The sequence below is a fragment of the Lactobacillus juensis genome, assembly GCF_036246285.1.
GTDB lineage: Bacteria > Bacillota > Bacilli > Lactobacillales > Lactobacillaceae > Lactobacillus > Lactobacillus juensis.
On sequence record NZ_BTTS01000001.1, the window covers coordinates 430,487 to 450,937 of the forward strand.

The 20,451-nt window shown below is 35.6% G+C and carries 20 protein-coding genes; 3 read left to right on the plus strand and 17 right to left on the minus strand.

Translation table 11 applies throughout. From position 1 onward, the window contains the following. The first annotated feature begins 4 nt into the window (after window positions 1-4). From rnjA to AAA926_RS02105, 3 genes are all read left to right on the plus strand, one after another. On the plus strand, window positions 5-1,684 hold the full coding sequence (gene rnjA, locus AAA926_RS02095; protein WP_046332037.1) for a ribonuclease J1: 1,680 nt from the start codon (window positions 5-7) through the stop codon (window positions 1,682-1,684). Between the two features lie 45 nt (window positions 1,685-1,729). Beyond that, window positions 1,730-2,680, plus strand: coding sequence for a diacylglycerol/lipid kinase family protein (locus tag AAA926_RS02100; RefSeq protein WP_198179342.1), 951 nt, complete (start codon window positions 1,730-1,732; stop codon window positions 2,678-2,680). Window positions 2,681-2,915: 235 nt separating this feature from the next. After that, entirely contained in the window at window positions 2,916-4,685 is a 1,770-nt protein-coding gene (locus AAA926_RS02105; protein ID WP_198179343.1) for an oligopeptide ABC transporter substrate-binding protein, read from the plus strand. Between the two features lie 122 nt (window positions 4,686-4,807). Here the strand turns inward: AAA926_RS02105 and AAA926_RS02110 are convergent, their stop codons facing one another. From AAA926_RS02110 to AAA926_RS02190, 17 genes are all read right to left on the minus strand, one after another. Next, a complete protein-coding gene (locus AAA926_RS02110) occupies window positions 4,808-5,230 on the minus strand; it encodes a GNAT family N-acetyltransferase (protein WP_198179344.1) in 423 nt (140 codons plus the stop codon). 134 nt (window positions 5,231-5,364) lie between these two features. Then, window positions 5,365-6,156 carry an ABC transporter permease gene (locus tag AAA926_RS02115; protein ID WP_198179346.1) on the minus strand — a complete coding sequence of 264 codons (792 nt, stop codon included), beginning with the start codon at window positions 6,154-6,156 and terminating at the stop codon, window positions 5,365-5,367. A 14-nt stretch (window positions 6,157-6,170) separates the two neighbouring features. Beyond that, window positions 6,171-6,878, minus strand: coding sequence for an ATP-binding cassette domain-containing protein (locus AAA926_RS02120; RefSeq protein ID WP_198179348.1), 708 nt, complete (start codon window positions 6,876-6,878; stop codon window positions 6,171-6,173). A 92-nt stretch (window positions 6,879-6,970) separates the two neighbouring features. Next, window positions 6,971-7,366 carry a DUF1828 domain-containing protein gene (locus AAA926_RS02125; RefSeq protein WP_198179349.1) on the minus strand — a complete coding sequence of 132 codons (396 nt, stop codon included), beginning with the start codon at window positions 7,364-7,366 and terminating at the stop codon, window positions 6,971-6,973. A gap of 16 nt (window positions 7,367-7,382) precedes the next feature. Further along, window positions 7,383-9,755 (minus strand): SF1B family DNA helicase RecD2, encoded by a 2,373-nt coding sequence (recD2, locus tag AAA926_RS02130; RefSeq protein ID WP_198179350.1) that lies wholly within the window; start codon window positions 9,753-9,755, stop codon window positions 7,383-7,385. Further along, window positions 9,748-10,395, minus strand: a complete 648-nt coding sequence (locus AAA926_RS02135) for a tetratricopeptide repeat protein (protein WP_198179351.1) — start codon at window positions 10,393-10,395, stop codon at window positions 9,748-9,750. The genes recD2 and AAA926_RS02135 overlap by 8 nt, the downstream gene beginning before the upstream one ends. Then, window positions 10,392-11,048 (minus strand): histidine phosphatase family protein, encoded by a 657-nt coding sequence (locus AAA926_RS02140; protein ID WP_338211724.1) that lies wholly within the window; start codon window positions 11,046-11,048, stop codon window positions 10,392-10,394. The genes AAA926_RS02135 and AAA926_RS02140 overlap by 4 nt, the downstream gene beginning before the upstream one ends. 118 nt (window positions 11,049-11,166) lie before the next feature. Further along, a complete protein-coding gene (gene mnmA, locus AAA926_RS02145; protein WP_255528828.1) occupies window positions 11,167-12,291 on the minus strand; it encodes a tRNA 2-thiouridine(34) synthase MnmA in 1,125 nt (374 codons plus the stop codon). Between the two features lie 5 nt (window positions 12,292-12,296). Then, on the minus strand, window positions 12,297-12,638 hold the full coding sequence (locus AAA926_RS02150) for a DUF1831 domain-containing protein (RefSeq protein ID WP_034979365.1): 342 nt from the start codon (window positions 12,636-12,638) through the stop codon (window positions 12,297-12,299). Between the two features lie 54 nt (window positions 12,639-12,692). Next, complete coding sequence (locus tag AAA926_RS02155; protein ID WP_198179354.1) at window positions 12,693-13,844, minus strand: cysteine desulfurase family protein; 1,152 nt, start codon at window positions 13,842-13,844, stop codon at window positions 12,693-12,695. Between the two features lie 3 nt (window positions 13,845-13,847). Next, complete coding sequence (locus AAA926_RS02160) at window positions 13,848-14,543, minus strand: 5'-methylthioadenosine/adenosylhomocysteine nucleosidase (protein WP_198179355.1); 696 nt, start codon at window positions 14,541-14,543, stop codon at window positions 13,848-13,850. A gap of 19 nt (window positions 14,544-14,562) precedes the next feature. Then, window positions 14,563-14,901 (minus strand): hypothetical protein, encoded by a 339-nt coding sequence (locus AAA926_RS02165; protein ID WP_338206510.1) that lies wholly within the window; start codon window positions 14,899-14,901, stop codon window positions 14,563-14,565. 1 nt (window position 14,902) lies between these two features. Then, on the minus strand, window positions 14,903-15,466 hold the full coding sequence (locus AAA926_RS02170) for an NUDIX hydrolase (RefSeq protein ID WP_265892672.1): 564 nt from the start codon (window positions 15,464-15,466) through the stop codon (window positions 14,903-14,905). 14 nt (window positions 15,467-15,480) lie between these two features. Next, entirely contained in the window at window positions 15,481-15,687 is a 207-nt protein-coding gene (locus tag AAA926_RS02175; protein ID WP_038522352.1) for a cold-shock protein, read from the minus strand. Further along, window positions 15,687-18,476, minus strand: coding sequence for an isoleucine--tRNA ligase (gene ileS, locus AAA926_RS02180; RefSeq protein WP_338206511.1), 2,790 nt, complete (start codon window positions 18,474-18,476; stop codon window positions 15,687-15,689). The genes AAA926_RS02175 and ileS overlap by 1 nt, the downstream gene beginning before the upstream one ends. 219 nt (window positions 18,477-18,695) lie before the next feature. Next, window positions 18,696-19,502: a DivIVA domain-containing protein gene (locus AAA926_RS02185; RefSeq protein WP_198179359.1), complete on the minus strand. Its 807-nt coding sequence runs from the start codon at window positions 19,500-19,502 to the stop codon at window positions 18,696-18,698. Continuing rightward, window positions 19,469-20,284, minus strand: a complete 816-nt coding sequence (locus AAA926_RS02190) for a YlmH family RNA-binding protein (protein ID WP_268741151.1) — start codon at window positions 20,282-20,284, stop codon at window positions 19,469-19,471. The genes AAA926_RS02185 and AAA926_RS02190 overlap by 34 nt, the downstream gene beginning before the upstream one ends. Window positions 20,285-20,451: the final 167 nt, after the last annotated feature.

Genomic DNA, 20,451 nt, shown 5'->3' on the forward strand with positions numbered 1-20,451 from the left:
CTCTGTGCGTATTAAAAATAATGAAGTCGCTGTAGTTGCAATCGGGGGGTTGCACGAAATCGGCAAAAATATGTACTGTGTACAATACCAAGATGAAATCATCATTATGGATTGTGGTATTAAATTTCCTGAAGATGATCTTCTTGGTATTAATTATGTGATTTCAGATTATTCTTATTTAATAAAAAACCGCAAAAAAATTAAAGCTCTAGTTGTTAGTCACGGACACGAAGACCACATTGGCGGGATCCCCTTCTTACTAGAAAAGATCCCTGAAATTCCAGTTTACGCCACCCCATTTGCTTTAGCTTTAATTAAGGGTAAGCTTGAAGAGCATGGTATTTTAAGAACGACTGAGCTTCATGAAGAACATGAAGATACTGTACTAAAATTTAAGAAATTGACGGTTACCTTTTTCAGAACCACTCACTCTATTCCTGATACATTGGGTATAGCTGTTCATACACCACTAGGTGCAGTCGTTTTCACTGGTGATTTTAAATTCGATTTAACTCCGGTTATGAATCAACCAGCTCCAAACTTCCAGAGAATAGCAAAATTGGGCAACGATGGCGTTTTAGCACTACTATCTGATTCAACCAATGCTGAAGTCAGCCAGTTTACTAAATCCGAACGGTTCGTTGCTAAATCTTTACACGACATTATTACCGGAATACACGGAAGAATAATTTTTGCTACTTTTGCATCTAACTTGTACCGTGTTTCAACTGCCATTGAAGCTGCTATTGACACTGGAAGAAAAGTTGCTATTTTTGGTCGTAGTATGGAAAATGGTGTGCAAAACGGGATTGATTTAGGTTATCTCAATGTTCCTGATGGTTTGATTGTAGATGCTAATGAAATTAACCATACACCAGCAGAACAAGTAATGATTTTATGTACCGGTTCTCAAGGTGAACCTTTAGCCGCCCTTTCTCGCATTGCCAACGGAACACACCGGCAAATTAGTTTACAACCAGGCGACACAGTAATTTTTTCATCGAACCCAATTCCTGGAAATACATTAAGCGTTAACCACTTAATCAACAAGTTAATGGAAGGCGGCGCGAATGTTGTTCATGGCAGAATAAACAACGTTCATACTTCTGGACATGGCGGTCAGGAAGAACTTAAAATGATGGTTCGTTTGACCAAGCCGAAGTACATGATCCCTGTTCACGGTGAATACCGCATGCAAGTCATTCATACTGAATTAGCACAAGCAGCAGGCGTCCCTGCAGAAAATACTTTTGTCCTTGAAAACGGTGAAGTAGTTTGTTTTGGTCCTGAAGGATCAAGAATAGCCGGACATATTCCTGCGGGTGATGTCTATGTTGATACTTCAGGTACAGCTGATGTTGGCAATGTTGTGGTTCATGACCGTCAAGTCTTGTCTGAAGATGGCTTAGTGGTTGTAGTGGCAACGGTTGATTACAAACACAAACGAGTTTTGGCTGGTCCAGATGTTTTAAGTCGTGGATTTGTCTATATGCGGGAATCAACCGAATTAATTAATCAGGCCCAAAAGCATATTTATCACGTTATCAAATCTGAAATGGACAAGGTAGATCATCCTAAAGATAGTGTGATCCGTCATGCAATAGTTGATAATCTTTCAGACTTTTTATATTCAAAAACCAAGAGACGGCCAATGATCTTACCAATGTTAGTTGAGAAAAAATAGTAAAAGCCCGTTTTGAGGGACTTTTTATGTAACGAATGAAATTATATGGATAATAAATTAAAAATACATCTTTTAGTCAATGAAGTAGCTGGTAACGGTCGTGCTAAAAAAGTGCTTGAGCAGACAACTTCTTTGTTAATCAACCAAAATATTAACTTTGACCTGCAAAAAAGTAATTATGCTGGTGAAGCCATTCGTCTCGCCCAACATTATGGCAATCAACACCATTTGTCAAATGAAATTTTATTAGTGATTGGTGGCGATGGCTCACTAAATGAAGTGTTAAATGGGATTAAACGCTCGGAAAATCCTAGTACTCCTATTGCATACTTACCAGCAGGCACTGGCAATGATTTTGCCCGTGCCGCTGATCTGACCTCTGATCCTAAAGTATTACTAGATCACTTTAAGGAAAATTTTGAGCCAGATGAGATAGACTGTGGCTCATTTACCCTACCCAAAATAACAGCTGAACAAAAATATTATTTTGCTAATAGTTTTGGGGTTGGTTTTGATGCTTTTGTTAACCATAATAGTAATATTTCCAAGCTTAAAAAGCTCTTAAACCATCTTAGCGAGGGAAAATTTATTTATGGCCTTAACGTTGTGGCGAGTGTGACTAAACAAGATACTTTCGGAGTTGAAATTGAACGAAATGGTCAAAAAATCTACTTTGATGATGCTTTTATGGTTACTACAACTAATCACCCGTTTTTAGGTGGCGGCCTTCCCCTCTTGCCCAGTGCCAAAATTGATAGTCACAAAATTGACACTGTCGTAGTAGAAAAATTTAGTTTAGGCAAACTGATAAAGTTATTTATTAACTTATTAAAAGATGGCTCACACGTTAATGATCCACAATTTCATTATTTTGAAGCTGACAAAATTAAGGTTACTACCATGAAAAAAGAATATGCTCAAGTAGACGGAGAGGAAATTAAGCCAAACCTTTTTAATATTGAGTTTTCTGTCTCGAGCTTTAACCTTTTACGCTAATCATAAGAATTAAAATTTTTTTATTATAATAATTTAACAAACCAAGCAAGAGATGACTTGGCTTTTTTTGTATCTGAATTACATAATTAATTCACTTTTGTTAGTAAAAACAGATATATTAAAATAATTTACTAAAAGTTAATTTTTATTTATTATATTTAAAATTTAACTTTAATATGATATTATTGAAATTGTTACATCATTATAAATTAGTACTCATAAGGGATGAAAAATCATGAAAAAAAGCAATGTTTTAAGCTCAATTGGTATTTTGGCGGCCACAACCCTAACTCTTACGGCATGTGGTAAAAGTAACAATAATCAGGAAAATAATGCAAAAGAAGCAAGCAAGTTTCCTGCAAAAATGCCTGATAAGCCAATTAAACGGGGTGGTACGCTTAGAGTAGCACTGCAGACCGATACACCTTTTACAGGTATCTTTTCTGATCAATTACAAGTAACTGCAACTGATGCTGACCTTTCCTCTCCTGGATCTGAATCCCTATTTGATACAGATGATAACTACCGTTTCACTAATAAAGGACCTGCAACTTTGAAAATCAATCAAAAGAATAAAACTATTACGATTGAGGTTAAAAAGGGAGTAAGGTGGTCTGATGGTCAACAGGTAACGGCTAAGGATGTAGAATATCCCTATGAAATATTATCTAATAAAGGCACCGATTCTCAAAGATATTCCAGCCAGTTTGAACTTATTAAAGGCTTAAAAGAATATCACGAAGGAAAAGCTAAGTCTATTTCAGGCATTGAAATGCCTGATGGTGAAAATGGCAGAAAAGTCATTTTGCATTTTAAGCAATTAAAACCAGGAATGTACAATAGTGGAAATGGCTATTTTTCAGAATATACCGCTCCTTATCATTACTTAAAAGACGTCCCTTTTAACAAATTACAGTCATCTAATAAGATTAGGAAAAAGCCTTTGTATTTCGGAGCCTATAAGTTAGAAAAATTAGTTCGTGGACAATCAGCTGTTTGGGTGCCAAACAAATATTATTGGCGCGGTAAACCCAAACTGGATAAAATTATTTATCAGGTGATTTCTCCTAACTCATCATCGCAATCAATAAAGAATCATAAATTCGATGTCATTAATGTTGTAAATTCCCAATGGGATGAAGTGAAGCATACTAAAAAAGTTAAGTTTATAGCAGAAATCCCTCTTTCATACTGGTTCATTGGCTTTAAATTAGGTAAATGGGATGCCAAACACAATAAGAGCATTATGAATCATAATAGCAAGATGAACAATAAATCTCTGCGTAAAGCAATTGGTTATGCCATGAATGTTGATGAAGTTACCAAACATTATACCCACGGGCTAACTTTTCATATAACCACCCTAATTCCGCCTCAATTTGGTGACTATTTCAATAAAAATATTAAGGGTTATGATTATAATCTGAAAAAGGCCAACGATATTCTTGATAAAGCCGGATATAAGAAGAAAGGTAAATGGCGTGTTCAACCCAACGGCAAACCTTTAAAGATTACATTTATGGCCAAAGCTGGTGATCCAACACAAGGTCCAATTATACAAAATTATCTTCAGCAATGGCATAAAATAGGACTAAATGTTAATTTATTGAATGGTCGATTGACGGAAACAAATTCATTTTACGACAAACTTAACAAAGATGATCCGCAAGTCGATATGTTTGAAACCGGTTGGTATATGTCTACTGAACCATCACAGGATGGAATGTACGGTGACAGCACCGCAGCCAACTATGATCGTTTTGTGACACCAGAAAATACTAAATTACTAAAGGAAATGGATTCACAAAAAGCTTTTGATCATAAATACCGTGTTAAAGTTTTTCATGACTGGCAACAATATATTTTTGATCAAGCTTACATGATTCCAACAGTTAACTCATACAAAATCAGAGCGATCAACGACCACATTTCAGGTTATTCCCTTAAACCCTCTGAAAATAATAATGGGCATGTCTTATGGTATAAAGTCGGATACATTAAATAAATTTAAAAAGGATAATCAATAACTCAAGTTATTGATTATCCTTTTAATTTTTAAAATATTAACAAGCTATGGTATACATCAAAATAAACGTGTAATCTTTGTCAAAATAACTGTTTGTTTAATTATCTAGAAACAATTTTAAACTTATAGCAATTGAAACTCATTCGCTCCAGTAATTGACTTAAATTACGCTTTTTAAAGCTTTCATCAGAGCTTAAAATCGAATAGTGACCACCTTCATCGACTAAATTATCTTGAGTCAATTTGAAGCCATTATGCTTGTAAAATAATAATCTATTGATTCTCTGAGAATAATTCTTTGCTGTTTTTATAACTGGTTCAATGTCTAAAACAATTTCCTGGTTTGGATGGTTTTGTTTCATCAAATTTAAAATCTGACTGCCATAGCCCTTGCCACGCCAGATTGGGGCAACTGCCAAATAACCAATATAAATAATTTTTTCTGCATAAGTCCAAAAAATTAAACCAATAAAATTATCATGGTCATAGACAGCCTGCAAATTAACTCTTTTCTGCAGTGCCATCGCTAGCAACCCAATAAATGGAAATCGTTCATTTTTGGGAAATGCACTCAAATATAATTTTTTTACTTTAAAATATCTCTTTGTTCCCCATTTAACATTTTTGAACGTTAAAATAAATATCACCTTTCTTTAACTTAAAAAGCATCAAACGAGCCGTTTTTGCGCTCTTTTTTAATACAATAATTGAAAATCAAAATACCAACTAAGAACCAAACGACATTTACTACTATAAATATTAGCAGTTTTGGCAATGAAACTCCATGGCCCAGAAATATTTGCCGCACTATTTCCACACCACCGACATAGGGAATGAGCTCTTGAAACGCATTATATACTGGTAAATAAACATTTGACAACATTAATAATAAAGCCTGCAGTATAGTAGCCCACTGACCCATTCTTTTAAATCTAATTGAACCAGAAGCAAAAATCATTCCAATGCCAAACATTCCTAAATTCGAAATTAAAGAAAATACAAAGGTTAATAACAAAGCTTTTAATAATTCAACTACCGTGAATATTGAAAAAAATGAAGCTACGAAGCCTATGATTAAAAGATAGATCCAAACAAATAAGTTTTCTGCCAAAGTTTTGATAAAGTACAGAACCCATAAAGGAAAGATAGACTGAGTTTCACTTTCAAGCAGACCAGTTTGCTCATCAGTCTCCACCCCATTACTACATTCACCTAATGAAGAGATACCAATACTCCAAAACAAAAAGCCGACAATAGTAAATAGAACACCCTGCTTGGTACCATAAGCTCGGCCCAATTGGGCAGGCTGGGTGAAAAGGACAACAATTAAAAATGCACCGGCATATAAAACTAGCGAACTAATAGCTGAATTAACATAACGAACTTGCAATTTTAGCTGTAAATATAATTGCACCCAGAAAATATTAAATAGCTCTTTAACTTTTTTCATTTTGCTTCCTACCTTTACTTATAAATTTCACGGTATTCAGAAATCAGATCATTTTCAGCCATTTTATTTCCAATATTTTCCGCTATTTGCCCATGCTTTAAAAACAGATAATGATCAACAACTCCAGAAAGCATTTGAGTGTCGTGCGATGAAATAAAAATAGTATTCCCATATTTATTTTTTAAATCTAGAATAAAGGACGCTAAATCTTCTTGTGCAGCTATGTCAAGACCGTTTGAGGGCTCGTCCAAGAGTAAAACCTCTGTTTCCATTGCTGCTCCCACCAAGATAGCAGCCTTTTTCTTCAAGCCAGTAGACAAATTTTGAAAATAAGTAGCAAGTTCATTTGAAAAATTGAAATCCTGCGCCATTTTTCGAATATTGTTTTCTGTCTTTTTTATACTAATTCCTTTAAGTGAAGAAAAATACATACCGTTTTCAAGAGTATTTAGTCTGTACATGAGGCCTCTTTCACCTGACGCCACAAAACTAGTATGCAAGCTAGCCCATTTAACATACGGTTCATTAGCCTGGTCATTTTTGATCAAACCCGCGGTTGGTTCCAATACCCCTGCAAGCAACCTTAACATGGTTGACTTGCCCACACCGTTAGGCCCTACCAAACCAATTACTGCTGGTTCTAAAGGAATTTTAAAATTTAGGTTATAAAAAACAGGCTTCTTACCGTAATTTTTCTTTACCTTATCAAAGATAATTGCCATAGGCTCTTCTTCCTTTTATTTAAAATGATACCAATAATTTAATCATTATTTTTTAAAATTAGCAATAAAAAATAGTATTTAGTGATAGCTTTTTAATTAAGATATGAAACTTTTACTGCTAATTGTCCTAATTGCATAATGTTTTCAGCCAAAGTTTGCTCATCACTTTCACAGCTGATCACTCCATTTTCGACATTAAAAGAAAAGCCGCTAGCTGTGACTAAATCTTCGCTGGCAGCAATCAAATCCTCGTCACTTGCGCTAGGATCTAATTTAAAAAGAGTCCGACCATCATCAGTAACATTATAGGTTGCAAACCCAGTTTTTTCGATAAAGCAATATACAGCTTCGTCAAATGAATCTTTAAAAATAGTTTCAATTTCAAGAGTATCTGGACCAAAATTTAAAATATGAGTCTTAGTGGTAATCCATTTTACAATTTCTTTTTGCAAATTAATATAAGATTGTTCCTTTTTTATCTTTGCCATTGTTTAAAAAAGTCCCTTAATTTGTTCTTTCTGTTAATTTAATATCTTGCATCCCAATCATAGGATCAATTCGACCTGAATAAATCAACTCCGGTGTTAAGATATGATCCTGACTTAGATCTTCGAGCCTATCAGAATTTGCTTCTTCTGGCTCACTTTTACCAGGAATTTTTTCTGAGTCATCTTTATTTGGCACATTTAGTATTTTTTGTAATTTAACAGTTAATCCTGTCTGACGATCATTACCAGAAGTATTAAAAGCCATTTCATAAGCGCGAGGATCACCAATTAAAACCAAATTTTGCTCTGCGCGAGTAACAGCAGTGTACAATAAGTTACGTTTAAGCATGACATAGTTTTGCATAGTCAGACTCAAAATAACTAACGGAAATTCAGAGCCTTGAGCTTTATGGATGGTGATTGCATAAGCTCTGGTTAAATCAAACAGATCTTTTTTACTGAAAGTTATTTCTCTGTCATCAAAATCTGCCACCATGCATTTTTGAGAATTATCATTATCAATTGTCAGGATTTTACCGATTTGTCCATTATAGATATCTTTTTCTGGATTATTTTGCAATTGCAAAATGCGGTCACCAATGCGAAAAATTTCGTCGTGCACCTCTAAAGTTTTACTATTTTCCTTAGGTGGATTAATAATTTCTTGAATAACATTATTCAAATTGTTAACCCCACCATCGCCCTGGTACATTGCTCCTAGTACTTGAACGTCATCCGGATTAAAACCCTTTGCCAAAGCACGCTGGACTATTTGACTGACAACATGGGAAACTTCATGCGGTGGACATGAAATAAATGAGTAGTTTTTCGTCTTTTTAAATAATTCTTGGGGATTCTTTCCTTCATTAATGTCGTGCGCCAACGTAATAATGCTGGAATCGTCTCCTTGACGGTGAATTTGCTTAAGAACGGTAGTAGGAAAGGCCTGTGATTTGATTAAATCAGCAAATACATTTCCGGCACCAACTGATGGCAGCTGATCCTTATCACCTACGAAAACTATGTGCTTAGTTTCATTGATGCAGGAAACCAGTTGCCTAAACAAAAACATATCTACCATCGACATTTCATCAATAATTAAAATTTCACCGTTTAATTCATTCAGATCAGTTGCATCATTTTCACCAATCCCTAAACCCAGCAACCGATGGATAGTTTTAGCTGTGATTCCAGTAATTTCTTCCATTCTCTTGGCTGCACGACCAGTGGGTGCAGCAAGTAAAAATGGTGGATCTGTACTATAAAGAGACGATGATGGTATTTCTGCTAGCTCTTTCAATGCTAACAAAATACCGTTAATGATAGTAGTTTTGCCAGTTCCGGGGCCACCAGTTAAAATTGAAATTGGATTCGTCAGTGCGTTTTTAATCGCTGCTTTCTGTGTGTTATCATAGTGAATTTTCAACTTGGTTTCAGCGTGAGTTATTGCAAGATTTAATTCTTTTTCATTGTAACTTGAACTCTTTTGCTTTTTTTCCACCAAGTTTTTCATTGCGTTGGCAATATCAGTTTCAGTTTCATAAATTTCCTGTAAAGCCGCATTTTCTCCCATTACCACAACTTTACCTTGATGCTGGAGATTATTAACGCAAGTTGCTATCGTATCGTACTCATCAATTTGCAGTAGCTTGCTCGCTTCTTGCAATAGCTGCTCAAGTTTGACGTAAGTATTGCCTTCTTTAGCTACTTCATCAAGTAAAATTTGAAAAACAGCGCCATTAACTCTTTTGGGATCATCGAGTGCCATTCCCAATTTACTGCCGATTCGATCAGCACTCTTAAAAGCATAGCCTGTAACTTCCGCAATAGAGGCATAGGGATCCTCTTCAAGTTTAGCTAAAGTTTCACCATGATAAAGTTGATACAGTCTACTTGCTACTTTTTTGTTCAAGCCAAATTGAGCCAATTTTAATACAGTTTCAGAGTATGAATCCATTGAACTGACGCCGTTTAACAAACTTTCTTTTTGCTTTTTTGAAAGAGACAAAGTACCAATTTTTTCAGGCTTTTCCTTTAAAACTGTCAGTGCATCCATTCCCAAGTCTGAAATTATCGTATCAGCTGCTTTTTTGCCGATTCCGGGAAACTTGCTCGAACTTAAAAAATTAATTAGGCTCCCCTTTTCATGAGGTAAAGCTAATTTATAATTATCGCAACGAAATTGCAGGCCAAATTTATTATGCACAATTAACCTTCCTGAAAAGGTATAAGTTGCACCAACTTGGACATCTCCAAAACTGCCGGTCACTTTAATATCTTCACGATCATATTTTTCTAATTTTCCAATTATGGCAACATCAAGTATTTTATAAAGGTCTTGATCGTTTTCAAAAACTATTCGGTTAATTTTACCAGTAAATTCAGTCATTTTTCTTTCTCGCATCATTCACTAATTTTAATATTGAAGCATATTTTTTTTGCTCTTGTGCAAAAATTTTAGGATCTTGTTTTTTTGACTTTGCCAGATATTTTTCAGCTTCTTGGCGATTTCTGGATAAAATTGTGATACCCAGCATGAAATTTATTTTGGCCGACCTCTTTTTATGAGCTATTTTTTTATAAGCTGACTCTGCTTCCTGAGTTTTACCTAGGCTTAACCAAATATCCCCTATTAATTCCGAGACTTTTGCATCAACATTCTTAATTGTTAAAGCGTATGCCAATGCTTTTTGGCTTTGGCCAACTTTAAAAAAAACGAGTGCTTTTTGATATAAAACTAAATCATCATTAGGAATTTGATTAAGTATATTTAATGCTGTATCAAATTTGCCCTGTAAATAATAGCAAACTGCCAAATCATAATCTAAATCTTGAGGATGAGTAACTAACTTTTGGGCTTTTTCTAATAGTTCAGTGGCTTGGTCACTGCTGCCTTGCTCTATTAAAAAGGTTGCTAATTCTAAATAGTTCTCACTATTATGTGGTTGTTCATCAATTTTCGTTATTAATTCATGTACCTTTTTGTTTACTGCGCTTGTTTTAGCAGTCTTTTCTCTTTTTTTTATCATAATGAATCCGAGTCTTCCATTTTCCTGTCCAAAAATTTCGTTTCATTCCATACCAGAGCTTTAAAGGTTTTACCACTATCTTTTGTTTCCAAAATAGTCAGGCTGGTATTACTTAAACCACCATTCTGGCGGATGTCTGGTAAAGGATAACCTAATAATCCACCCATAATCGCTCCCAAAGCTGCCCCATGGCTCACTGCTAAAACTTTGTCGTCTGGTTTAAATTGTAAGCCAACGTCTCGACCAAAGTCTTTGCCACGTGCAATTACCTCAGGATAATTTTCACCTCCGATGCTGTGGCCATCGTATTTATCAGGTTTATCCCAAATATCAGTTACTTGCTCAGGATATCTGGCTTTGGCTTCAGTAAACGTAAGTCCTTCCATAGCTCCTAAATCAAATTCTCGCAAACGTTCATCTATTTTGATGGCAAAGGGATAACCCATTTCTTTAGCGAGTCTTTCTGCTGTTGTCCTGGCCCTTTTTAATGGACTTGAATAAATGCTTGCAAATTTAGTTTCACCTAAAAAACTACTTAATTTTTGAATATCAATTAAGCTTTGCTTTAAAAGTGGCGAATCACCGTGAGCTCCTTGAAAGCGCTTCTGTAAGTTCCATTCTGTTTTACCATGTCTGATGAAATAAATCTGCATTCATTAAATACTCTTTTCCGTAACTGTTATTTTCTAGTTTATCATTTAATAGTTTAAAAGAAAAAAGAACACAAATAAAAAAAGAAAATGCACATAAACATTTTCTTTCAAGTTTCTATTAAACTAATTGAAGCTGACGATCATTTTGATAGGCACAATCAATATTGCCACCACCAAGACATTCCTCACCCTGATAAAGAACAAGAGCTTGCCCAGGAGTAACGGCACGTGCTGGCTCATCAAAGTAAACTTTCGCCTTGTTTTTTGCTGCATCATAGGATACTGTTACCCCAACATCGGGTTGACGATAACGAAACTTGGCACTGCAATGAATTTTAAAATCGTGATCAGGCTGTCCGGTAAAGAATGACATATCACTAGCTTCCAATTCGGTGGCGTAAAGCAATTTGCTGTCATATCCCTGCTCGACGATCAATTGATTTTTTTGTAGATCCTTACCGACCACAAACCAGGGAGCAGTTGATTCTTTCGTTGAACCAAGTCCTAATCCCGATCTTTGACCAATTGTATAGTACATTAAACCAGCATGATGACCGACTACTTTTCCATCTGGTGTGACCATGTCTCCAGATTGGGCAGGCAAAAATTCACTCAAAAATTTACGAAAATTTCTTTCACCAATAAAACAAATGCCTGTAGAATCCTTCTTTTTGGCGGTAGCCAGGTCGTTTTTAAGCGCAATTTCGCGCACCTGTGGTTTAGTTAAATTAGCTAACGGAAAAATAACTCGACTAATCTGATTTTGGCTTAATTGGCTTAAAAAGTAAGTTTGATCCTTATTGCCATCTTTAGGGCGCATCATATGAGTGATACCATTTTTGTCAGTTATAGTTTTCGCATAATGACCCATTGCAATGTAATCTGCATCAAGATTAAGTGCAAATTCTAAAAATGATTTAAACTTTATCTGACTATTGCACATCACATCCGGATTAGGCGTATGGCCTTTTTTATATTCATTTAAAAAATACTCAAAAACGCGATGCCAATATTCTTTTTCAAAATTGATTGAATAGTAAGGAATCCCGATTTGATCTGCTACTCTTTTTACATCTTCGTAATCATCAGTAGCAGTGCAGACACCAGAATCATCAGTGTCATCCCAATTTTTCATAAAGACGCCAATTACATCGTATCCCTGTTCTTTTAAAAGGAGTGCCGAAACGGAAGAGTCCACTCCCCCACTCATGCCAACTACAACTCTGGTTTTTTTCTTTACCAAATTAATCAATCCTTCACAGCAACAATAATATTGCGCTCTTCTAAATCCTTTAATATATAATCTAAAAGTTCAACAGTAGGAGCTAATTTTTCGTTCTTAAAAATGTTGACCTTTTGTAAACCATTTTTGTCTGTGACAACCATGGTCAGATGAGTCATTTCTTTATTTATGGTCATCTTCAGTTTAGTTGGAGCATTATACGGCGAATCATTATAAAGTGGATGCTCATAATTAAAATTACCCTTAACTGTTTTAACAAAACCTGCATCAATCAATGCGTATAGTTTTAGTTCTGGACTAAGGGTAAACTTCCGTTTATCCCCATTAATAATAACTGTATTTGCCATAATTCTACCTCACTTACTAATAATAAGCATATTTAACTAAAAAAGCAATTAAATTTATTTATTTTGGATTTTACTTACAATATCAGTCAGTTCCTTTGCAAAGGCTCTAACTTCTTCTTCAGTGGTATAACGTCCAAAAGAAATGCGAATAGATTCATTTATTCTCGCAGAATCTTTACCAAAACAAGCCACTAAAACATGTGATGGCTCAATTGAACCTGCAGTACATGCAGAGCCTCCAGAAACTGCAAAACCAGCTAAATCCAAATTTGTCTGCAAAACAGTCGTTGAAACTTTATTAAAGTGCAGATTCAATACGTGATGAGAATCAAATTTTTGGGTTCCACCATTAACCTGATATTCAATTTTAGCTTGACTAAGTTCATGCAAAATAATATTTTGCAAGTTCTGATATTTAGTTTGCAAACTTTTTTTATCTATAGCTGCAATTTCACTAATTGCTTCACCGAAACCAGCAATTCCCGGTACATTTTCCGTTCCTGCTCTGCGCTTAGTTTCTTGTTCTCCACCATAAATAAGAGGTGGCAAATTGAGCGAGTTTTTTTCATATAAAAAGCCAAGGAATTTCGGACCATTAATTTTATGAGCAGAAGTTGATAACAAATCGATATTCATCTTAACAACATCAAGATCTATATTGCCCAGTCCTTGTACAGCATCAACATGAAAATATGCATTGCTTTTCTTTACTATATTGCCAATTTCAATAAGTGGATTAATTGTGCCCAATTCATTATTAACGGCCATGACGGAAACCAATGTGGTTTGCGGAGTTAGTGCATCTTCCAAATCTGCTAATGAAATACAACCATTTTCATCAACATCAAGGTAAATGACTTCATAACCCTCACTTTCTAAACGTTGCATTGGTTTTAAAACAGATGGATGTTCAATCTTAGTAGTAATTATACGTTTACCAATACTTTGGCGACTATGAGCAGTTCCAAAAATAGCAGTGTTATTACTTTCTGAACCACCAGATGTAAAAATTATTTCATTTTCCTTGGCGTTAATTGCCCTGGCAGCTTTTTGCCTTGCCTGATCAATCACATGACGAGCTTTGCGTCCCAGTTCATAGGTACTTGAAGCATTACCAAAATTGTTTTTCATTTCCTCAGTTATCACGTCGATTACATTGGGCGACATTGGTGTTGTAGCTGCATTATCCAGATAAATTTCTGTCATCTATTAATTCATCTTCTCTATGTAAGTACAAATAATTTTAGCAGCTTTTGCTCCTACCTTTTGAGCGAAATGATCAAAGTCACCGTTTGCATCTTGATTACCATTGTCAGAAATAGCCCGTAAAGCTATCAAAGGTTTTTTAAAATGATAAGCTACCTGAGCAAAAGCGGCTCCCTCCATTTCGACACCTAAAGCATGAGCAAAGTTTTGTTTAATTTCATCTTTTTGCTTCTGCGAGCCAATAAAGGAATCACCGGTAACAATTAATCCCTCTTTAAATTCAATCTTGTTTTCTTGCAAGAACTGTGCAAATTGCTTTCTTGCAGAAGAATTTAAGTCAAATTGGGCTGGTTCACCGGGTATTTGCCCTTCAACATAATCACCTGCCAACGTATTGTGAGCATCATGATATGCAAATGAATCAGCTAAAATCAAATCTTCTTTATGAACTTCTTTTTGCAAAGATCCTGCTGTTCCTGTCATGAAAACTAAATCAATATCGACTTTGCTTAACAAACTAGCTAAGTTCATAGCAGCCTGCACTTTGCCAATTCCGCTTAAACTAATATATAAATCATTGTGGTTAACGCAAAAATGCTCGAATGTAGTAGATCCGAACATTTCTTTGCGACCAGAGTGAAAATACTTATGATAATATTCAGCCTCAATTTCCATTGGGACAATAATTGCTATCTTCATTTTTACCCTCGTTTTTATTTTATAAGTGAAATAACGCTAATAATACCAAAACGATTAAAGCAGTGACAATCATAATTGCACGATTAAGTTTACCTTTCAGCTTTAATGCTTTTTCTTGACTAGTAGTTAACTGAGATTGAGATTTGTCCTCTTCTCTTCTCGGAGCCTGCTCCTGCTTTTTTACCCCATCGTTTTTAAAATCATTTGTTTTTACAATTTCATCATCATCGCGGGTAAAATCAGGGTTAACATCAACCTCTTCTTCACTATCGTCAAAAGCAGATTTTATTGTATTTAAAAAGTTTTTACTTTTTTTATGCTTTAATTTTTTTCGGTAATCAGATCGTTTTTCAGTCATTTTAATCCTTTGAGTCAGCACCCGTAAGTAGCATGTTTTCCCAGACACTCATTGCATATAATGTCTTGGCATCAACGATTTTACCTTGTGCCGAAAGTCTTTTCAATTCTTCCAAACTATACCAATGACTTGTTAAAAATTCATCGGGATCAAGTTCCCTTTTATCACTCAGCCTAGTTAAAGTGTCGCAATAGAATAAGTAGAGTTTTTCATTAGTAAAACCAGGAGACGAATAAAATTCAGTTATTTTTTCCCAGTATTCAGCACGATAGCCACCTTCTTCATTTAGCTCTCTTTTCATCGCATCCAGTGGACTAGCATCAGTTTCATCTATTAAACCTGCTGGAATTTCTAAAGTTAATTCTTTGATCGGTTCACGCCATTGTTCGACTAGCAGCATTTCCTGTTTATCATTTACTGCGATAGCAGCTGAAGCTGGTTGATGCTTAACTATTTCCCGCGAGGTAGTTTCACCATTAGGCAATTTAATCGTTCTTACGGAAAGATCGACAATACGACCCGTAAAAATTTGTTTTGAAGAGATTTCAGTTTCTGTTAAATCCATTATTCACTTTCCTGCTAATCAGCTAAATATACGTTGACACATTGTAAGCCATTTTTACCTTGAGCAAGTTGGTATTTAACTTTTTGACCAACTTGCAGGCGGCGATAACCTTCTTCTTTGATAGCTGTATAAAAGACAAAGTAAGATTTTTGATTCTCATCATCAGTGATAAAACCAAAACTGCTGTTTCGGTCAAACTGTTTTACTTTACCGTAACGCATTATTCTTCTAAACCTTCTTGCACTGCTTCGGGGTAATCTTCTTCAACTATCTTAGCACATCTGCCGCAAAGCATTGGAACTTCGCTATCAGCTCCAATATCGGTTCTAATCATACGGCAACGAGGACAAACTTCACCTGCTGCGTGTTCAACCACAAATGCACCATTCGGTAATTCTTCAGCATTTGCCGGTGCTTCACCGTCAGCAATAGTTAATTTAGAAACTATTAAAATTTGTCTAAAGTTTGCATCCAGATTGGCTAAGACTGCTCTCATCTCATCCGTCGGATAAACTGTGACTGCAGCTTCAAAAGACTTACCGATTAACTTTTGATCACGCGCTTCTTCTAAAACTTTCAAAACATCATCGCGGAAATTCATAAATTTCTTCCAGTTGTCAATGAGTTCATCATGATTTGCATAATGCTCAATTTCAGGCATTTCAGCAAGTTGGACATAATCTTCCTTTTCCTTTAAGAAAGACCAAACTTCCTCCATGGTATGTGGCAAGATTGGTGTCAAAACCTTAGCTAACTTAACGGTTGCGTCATAAATCACAGTTTGCATTGATCTTCTGGCATGACTATTTTTACTCTCAATGTAAAGAACATCTTTGGCAAAGTCAAGATAAAACGCTGACAGATCATTAGAAATGAAGGCAAATAACTTTTTATAAACATTATTAAAATCGTAACGTTCATAACTGTCAAGACAAATTTTAACCAAATCGTTAAGTTGAACTTCCATATACTGGTCAATAGAGTTTAAATCTTCATAAGCGACCCTATCTGTTTGCGGGTCAAAATCAGAAGTATTAGCCAGCATATAACGGAAAGTGTTTCTTATTTTGCGGTAACTCTCTGAAGTTTGACGCAAAATATTTTGCGAAACAGCAACATCAGAAGTAGTGTCTACAGAAGCTACCCACAAGCGAATAATTTCTGCTCCCATTTGTTTGATGACATCATTTGGTGAAATTACGTTACCTAATGATTTAGACATTTTATGTCCTTTTTCATCCAAAACAAAACCTTGAGACAAAATACCGCGATAAGGTGCTTTACCCGTGGCAGCTACAGCTGTAATCAGACTTGAATTGAACCAGCCACGATACTGATCACTACCTTCAAGGTATAGATCACATGGGAAATTCAAGTCTGGTCTTTTAGCCATGACAGCTTGATGAGAAGACCCAGAGTCGAACCAAACGTCTAAAATGTCGTTTTCTTTAGTAAATTTGCCATTTGGTGAATGCTCAGAAGTAAAGCCTTCTGGTAACAATTCCTTAGCACTTCTTCTATACCAAGCGTTTGATCCTTCTTTAGCAAAAATCTGCGCAATATGTTCAATAGTTTCCGGTGTGACAATTGCAGTGCCATCTTCTGCGTAAAAGATTGGTAATGGAACGCCCCAAGCCCGTTGTCTTGAGATTACCCAATCGCCACGATCCTTAATCATATTATGCAGGCGTAATTGACCCCAGGATGGCGTGAATTTAACCTGATCAATTTGATCAAGAATCTGTTGGCGGAATTTTTCAACCGAAGCAAACCATTGAGTAGTAGCCCGATAAATTACGGGTTTCTTCGTGCGCCAATCATGCGGGTATGAGTGGGTAAAGAAACTAAGTTTAAGTAAATTGCCAGATTTCTTTAATTTTTCGCTGACGACTTTATTGGCATCATCGTAAAACAACCCTACTAAATCGGGATCGTTAATATCTTCAGTAAAACAACCTTTATCATCCATGGGACTATATACCGGCAGACCATATTTTTGAGCAACATTATAGTCATCTTCACCAAAGCCGGAAGCCGTATGTACTAAGCCGGTACCATCACTAGCAGTAACATGCATCGCATTCATAAGCAGAGAATCACGGTCATATAAAGGATGCTTGGCTACCATATGATCCATTTCAGTACCCTTAAGGTGCTGAACGACTTGATAGTCTTCCCAACCCAATTCTTGAGCAACTGCTTCTAGACGGTCAGTGCCAACGACATAGCGCTTTGGACCCACTTGAACTACTGAATAATCAAAGCCCGGATTAACCGTGATACCTTGGTTAGTAGGAATTGTCCATGGTGTAGTTGTCCAAATTAAGAAATAAGTATTTTCTGGATCGAGAATGCCCTTACCATCTTTCACTGGAAAAGAAACATATATTGAAGGTGATTTAATATCATGATATTCAACTTCAGCTTCAGCTAACGTTGACTCACTTGAAGGGGACCAATAAACAGGTTTTTTACCTTTATAGATGTAACCTTTTTCATACATTTTACCAAAGACACGAATTTCTTCAGCTTCATATTCAGGCTGATAAGTAATATATGGATGATCCCAGTCCCCCATTACTCCCAAACGCTTAAAGTCAGTCATTTGCTTTTTTACTTCTTTACTGGCAAAATCTTGACAAAGCTGACGGTAATCCGCAAGATTCATTTTCTTACGGTCAACACCCTGTTTGGTCAACTGTTGTTCAATTGGTAAACCATGAGTATCCCAACCTGGAACATAGGGAGCATAATAGCCATTCATGTTCTTAAAACGAACAATTATGTCTTTTGAAACTTTATTCATAGCATGGCCAATGTGAATATTACCGTTTGCAAAAGGAGGCCCATCATGTAAATCAAATCTTGGTTTTCCTTTATTCAGTTTTAATCTTTGTTCATATAATTTATTTTCTTCCCACTCTTTTTGCCATTGTGCTTCGCGAACTGGCAAATTGCCCCGCATCTTAAATTTGGTTTTACCCATATTAAGTGTATTTTTCACTCTCATTTTTTAATCCTCCCTATAAAAAAATCCTCGTCCTAAAATTAGGGCGAGGTTAATATCGTGGTACCACCTAAATTGAGTTTTAAACTCCACTTATGAGTTACATATCGTGCAACTAACGTAACAAACCATCTCAAACAGCTGATCAACCTTTGAGCTCTTATATTAGCCTTACACCACCGCTAATTCGCTGAATTGCTCTCGAGTTTTACTGTCAGTTTGTTATTTGTGATTTTTATAGTCATTGGGAAAAATAACAGTAGGTCCAGAGCCGTTGTTAGAATCGTTAACATTTTCCGTGTTAACCGTTTCAGTATGCGGACTGTCACCCGACATCGGTTGGGGACTATCATTATTTTCATCAATGTTATGTTCAAAGTTTACTTCATCATCAATGTCATTGTCAAGTTCATCGTCAACTTCTTCGTCTTCATCAATATCATCATCGTCTTCATCAACATCTTCTTCTTCATCAGTAAGCATTATTGGTTCAGCCCCATCTGGAGGATAAAAGCGCTCAGTATCAAAGTATTGATCAAGTGCCTTTTGCCACTTTTCATCATTGAGATTTTCAATTGCTTTTTGTAAAAGATCTTGAATATAAGAGCGATAACCAGAAGCTTCTTTTTTCACACGTTCGTAATCAGACTTAATAGTTTCAAGCTGCTGACGTTGATAATCAGTGTCGATTTTTGCTTGTTCGGTAGCATTATTAGCTTGGACTGTAGCATCATTGATAATTCTTTCAGCCTTAATTTTAGCGTTACCCACTGCTTCTTTTGTAGCATTTTCGTTCTGCTTGAATTGTTTAACTTGCTTTTGTAAGTCTGAAACTTGTTCTTGTAAATGCACAATTTCATTTTTCAAGTCAACTGTTTGGTCTAGCGCATCACCATAATCGTTGATAATTTGATCTAAAAAACTGTCTACTTCATGCCTGTCATAGCCACTTAGGCCTCTCTTTTTGAATTCTTTGTTATGAATTTCAAGCGGAGTCAATTTCTGCGATTCCTTCTTTTCGTCTGCCATAGTTTATACACCACCTTATGTTTACCTTTTCTCGTAGTTGAAATATCCGTAATTTTGCATCTGCCAAAATGTCTTAAACTAAGGACATCATCTTCACAAATCATTATATTAGAATCTTTGACACTATGCCAATTTAATTTAACCAAATTATTAGAAATATTTGCTTTTATTTGTTGCCTGCTTTCATGTGTGATTGAAGCTAAAACTGCATCCAGTCTGAGTGATGAAACAATAGCAGTCGACACTTCACTTTCATCATCAACTATAATTACTTTTTGATTTAAACTGGGTCTTATCCTAACTTTTGTTTTGCCAATATGGTTTATTTCATGTTGAAAAAAATCTTTCAGCTCACTTTTTGCAAAAAATTGCCAGCGACCATCTCCATCAGTAATAATGTCACCAAAGGTTGAAGTTTCTATACCTGCATTAGCTAGACTTCCCAATATAGCGCTATGTGTTAAACAGGCAAATTTTTGAGGATATTCAATATTAAAAACAGTAATCTGATAAGAAGAAGGTGCAATAGTATTCCAATCTTCAGTTATAAATACTCTCTTTTTTTCAGCGTTTGAGTATCCTCCAAAGCTTTGTAAACAAACTTCAGTCCTAGCTATTTTTTTAAGAATATCTCTTTCGCCAGGATCCAAAAAATCTGTTAAAACTTCTTCATGTTTGCCAAGAACATTATTTATAATTCCGTTCATCTTATCCACTGTTTTTTGGTCAGACAAATCATCTTTAAATAAAACATTCTTGGCGTAAAAACTTCGTTTTGCCATATTTTTTGTCTTCACACAATTCCCCCTGCTAATGAAGGTGAAAGACAGATTGGCCTTTTCTTACACCATTATAGCATTAACTCTAAAAGTCATTCATCATAAAATGAACAAGCAATTTGTATTATTTAACAATAAATAAAGAGCTGATAAATCAATTTAGCGCTCTA

Coding starts and splice junctions, on each gene's coding strand:
- AAA926_RS02100 (WP_198179342.1), top strand. CDS start 1,730: ATGGATAATAAATTAAAAATACATCTTTTAGTCAATGAAGTAGCTGGT.
- AAA926_RS02105 (WP_198179343.1), top strand. CDS start 2,916: ATGAAAAAAAGCAATGTTTTAAGCTCAATTGGTATTTTGGCGGCCACA.
- AAA926_RS02110 (WP_198179344.1), bottom strand. CDS start 5,230: ATGGCACTGCAGAAAAGAGTTAATTTGCAGGCTGTCTATGACCATGAT.
- AAA926_RS02115 (WP_198179346.1), bottom strand. CDS start 6,156: ATGAAAAAAGTTAAAGAGCTATTTAATATTTTCTGGGTGCAATTATAT.
- AAA926_RS02120 (WP_198179348.1), bottom strand. CDS start 6,878: ATGGCAATTATCTTTGATAAGGTAAAGAAAAATTACGGTAAGAAGCCT.
- AAA926_RS02125 (WP_198179349.1), bottom strand. CDS start 7,366: ATGGCAAAGATAAAAAAGGAACAATCTTATATTAATTTGCAAAAAGAA.
- recD2 (WP_198179350.1), bottom strand. CDS start 9,755: ATGACTGAATTTACTGGTAAAATTAACCGAATAGTTTTTGAAAACGAT.
- AAA926_RS02135 (WP_198179351.1), bottom strand. CDS start 10,395: ATGATAAAAAAAAGAGAAAAGACTGCTAAAACAAGCGCAGTAAACAAA.
- AAA926_RS02140 (WP_338211724.1), bottom strand. CDS start 11,048: ATGCAGATTTATTTCATCAGACATGGTAAAACAGAATGGAACTTACAG.
- AAA926_RS02150 (WP_034979365.1), bottom strand. CDS start 12,638: ATGGCAAATACAGTTATTATTAATGGGGATAAACGGAAGTTTACCCTT.
- AAA926_RS02155 (WP_198179354.1), bottom strand. CDS start 13,844: ATGACAGAAATTTATCTGGATAATGCAGCTACAACACCAATGTCGCCC.
- AAA926_RS02160 (WP_198179355.1), bottom strand. CDS start 14,543: ATGAAGATAGCAATTATTGTCCCAATGGAAATTGAGGCTGAATATTAT.
- AAA926_RS02165 (WP_338206510.1), bottom strand. CDS start 14,901: ATGACTGAAAAACGATCTGATTACCGAAAAAAATTAAAGCATAAAAAA.
- AAA926_RS02170 (WP_265892672.1), bottom strand. CDS start 15,466: ATGGATTTAACAGAAACTGAAATCTCTTCAAAACAAATTTTTACGGGT.
- AAA926_RS02175 (WP_038522352.1), bottom strand. CDS start 15,687: ATGCGTTACGGTAAAGTAAAACAGTTTGACCGAAACAGCAGTTTTGGT.
- ileS (WP_338206511.1), bottom strand. CDS start 18,476: ATGAGAGTGAAAAATACACTTAATATGGGTAAAACCAAATTTAAGATG.
- AAA926_RS02185 (WP_198179359.1), bottom strand. CDS start 19,502: ATGGCAGACGAAAAGAAGGAATCGCAGAAATTGACTCCGCTTGAAATT.
- AAA926_RS02190 (WP_268741151.1), bottom strand. CDS start 20,284: ATGGCAAAACGAAGTTTTTACGCCAAGAATGTTTTATTTAAAGATGAT.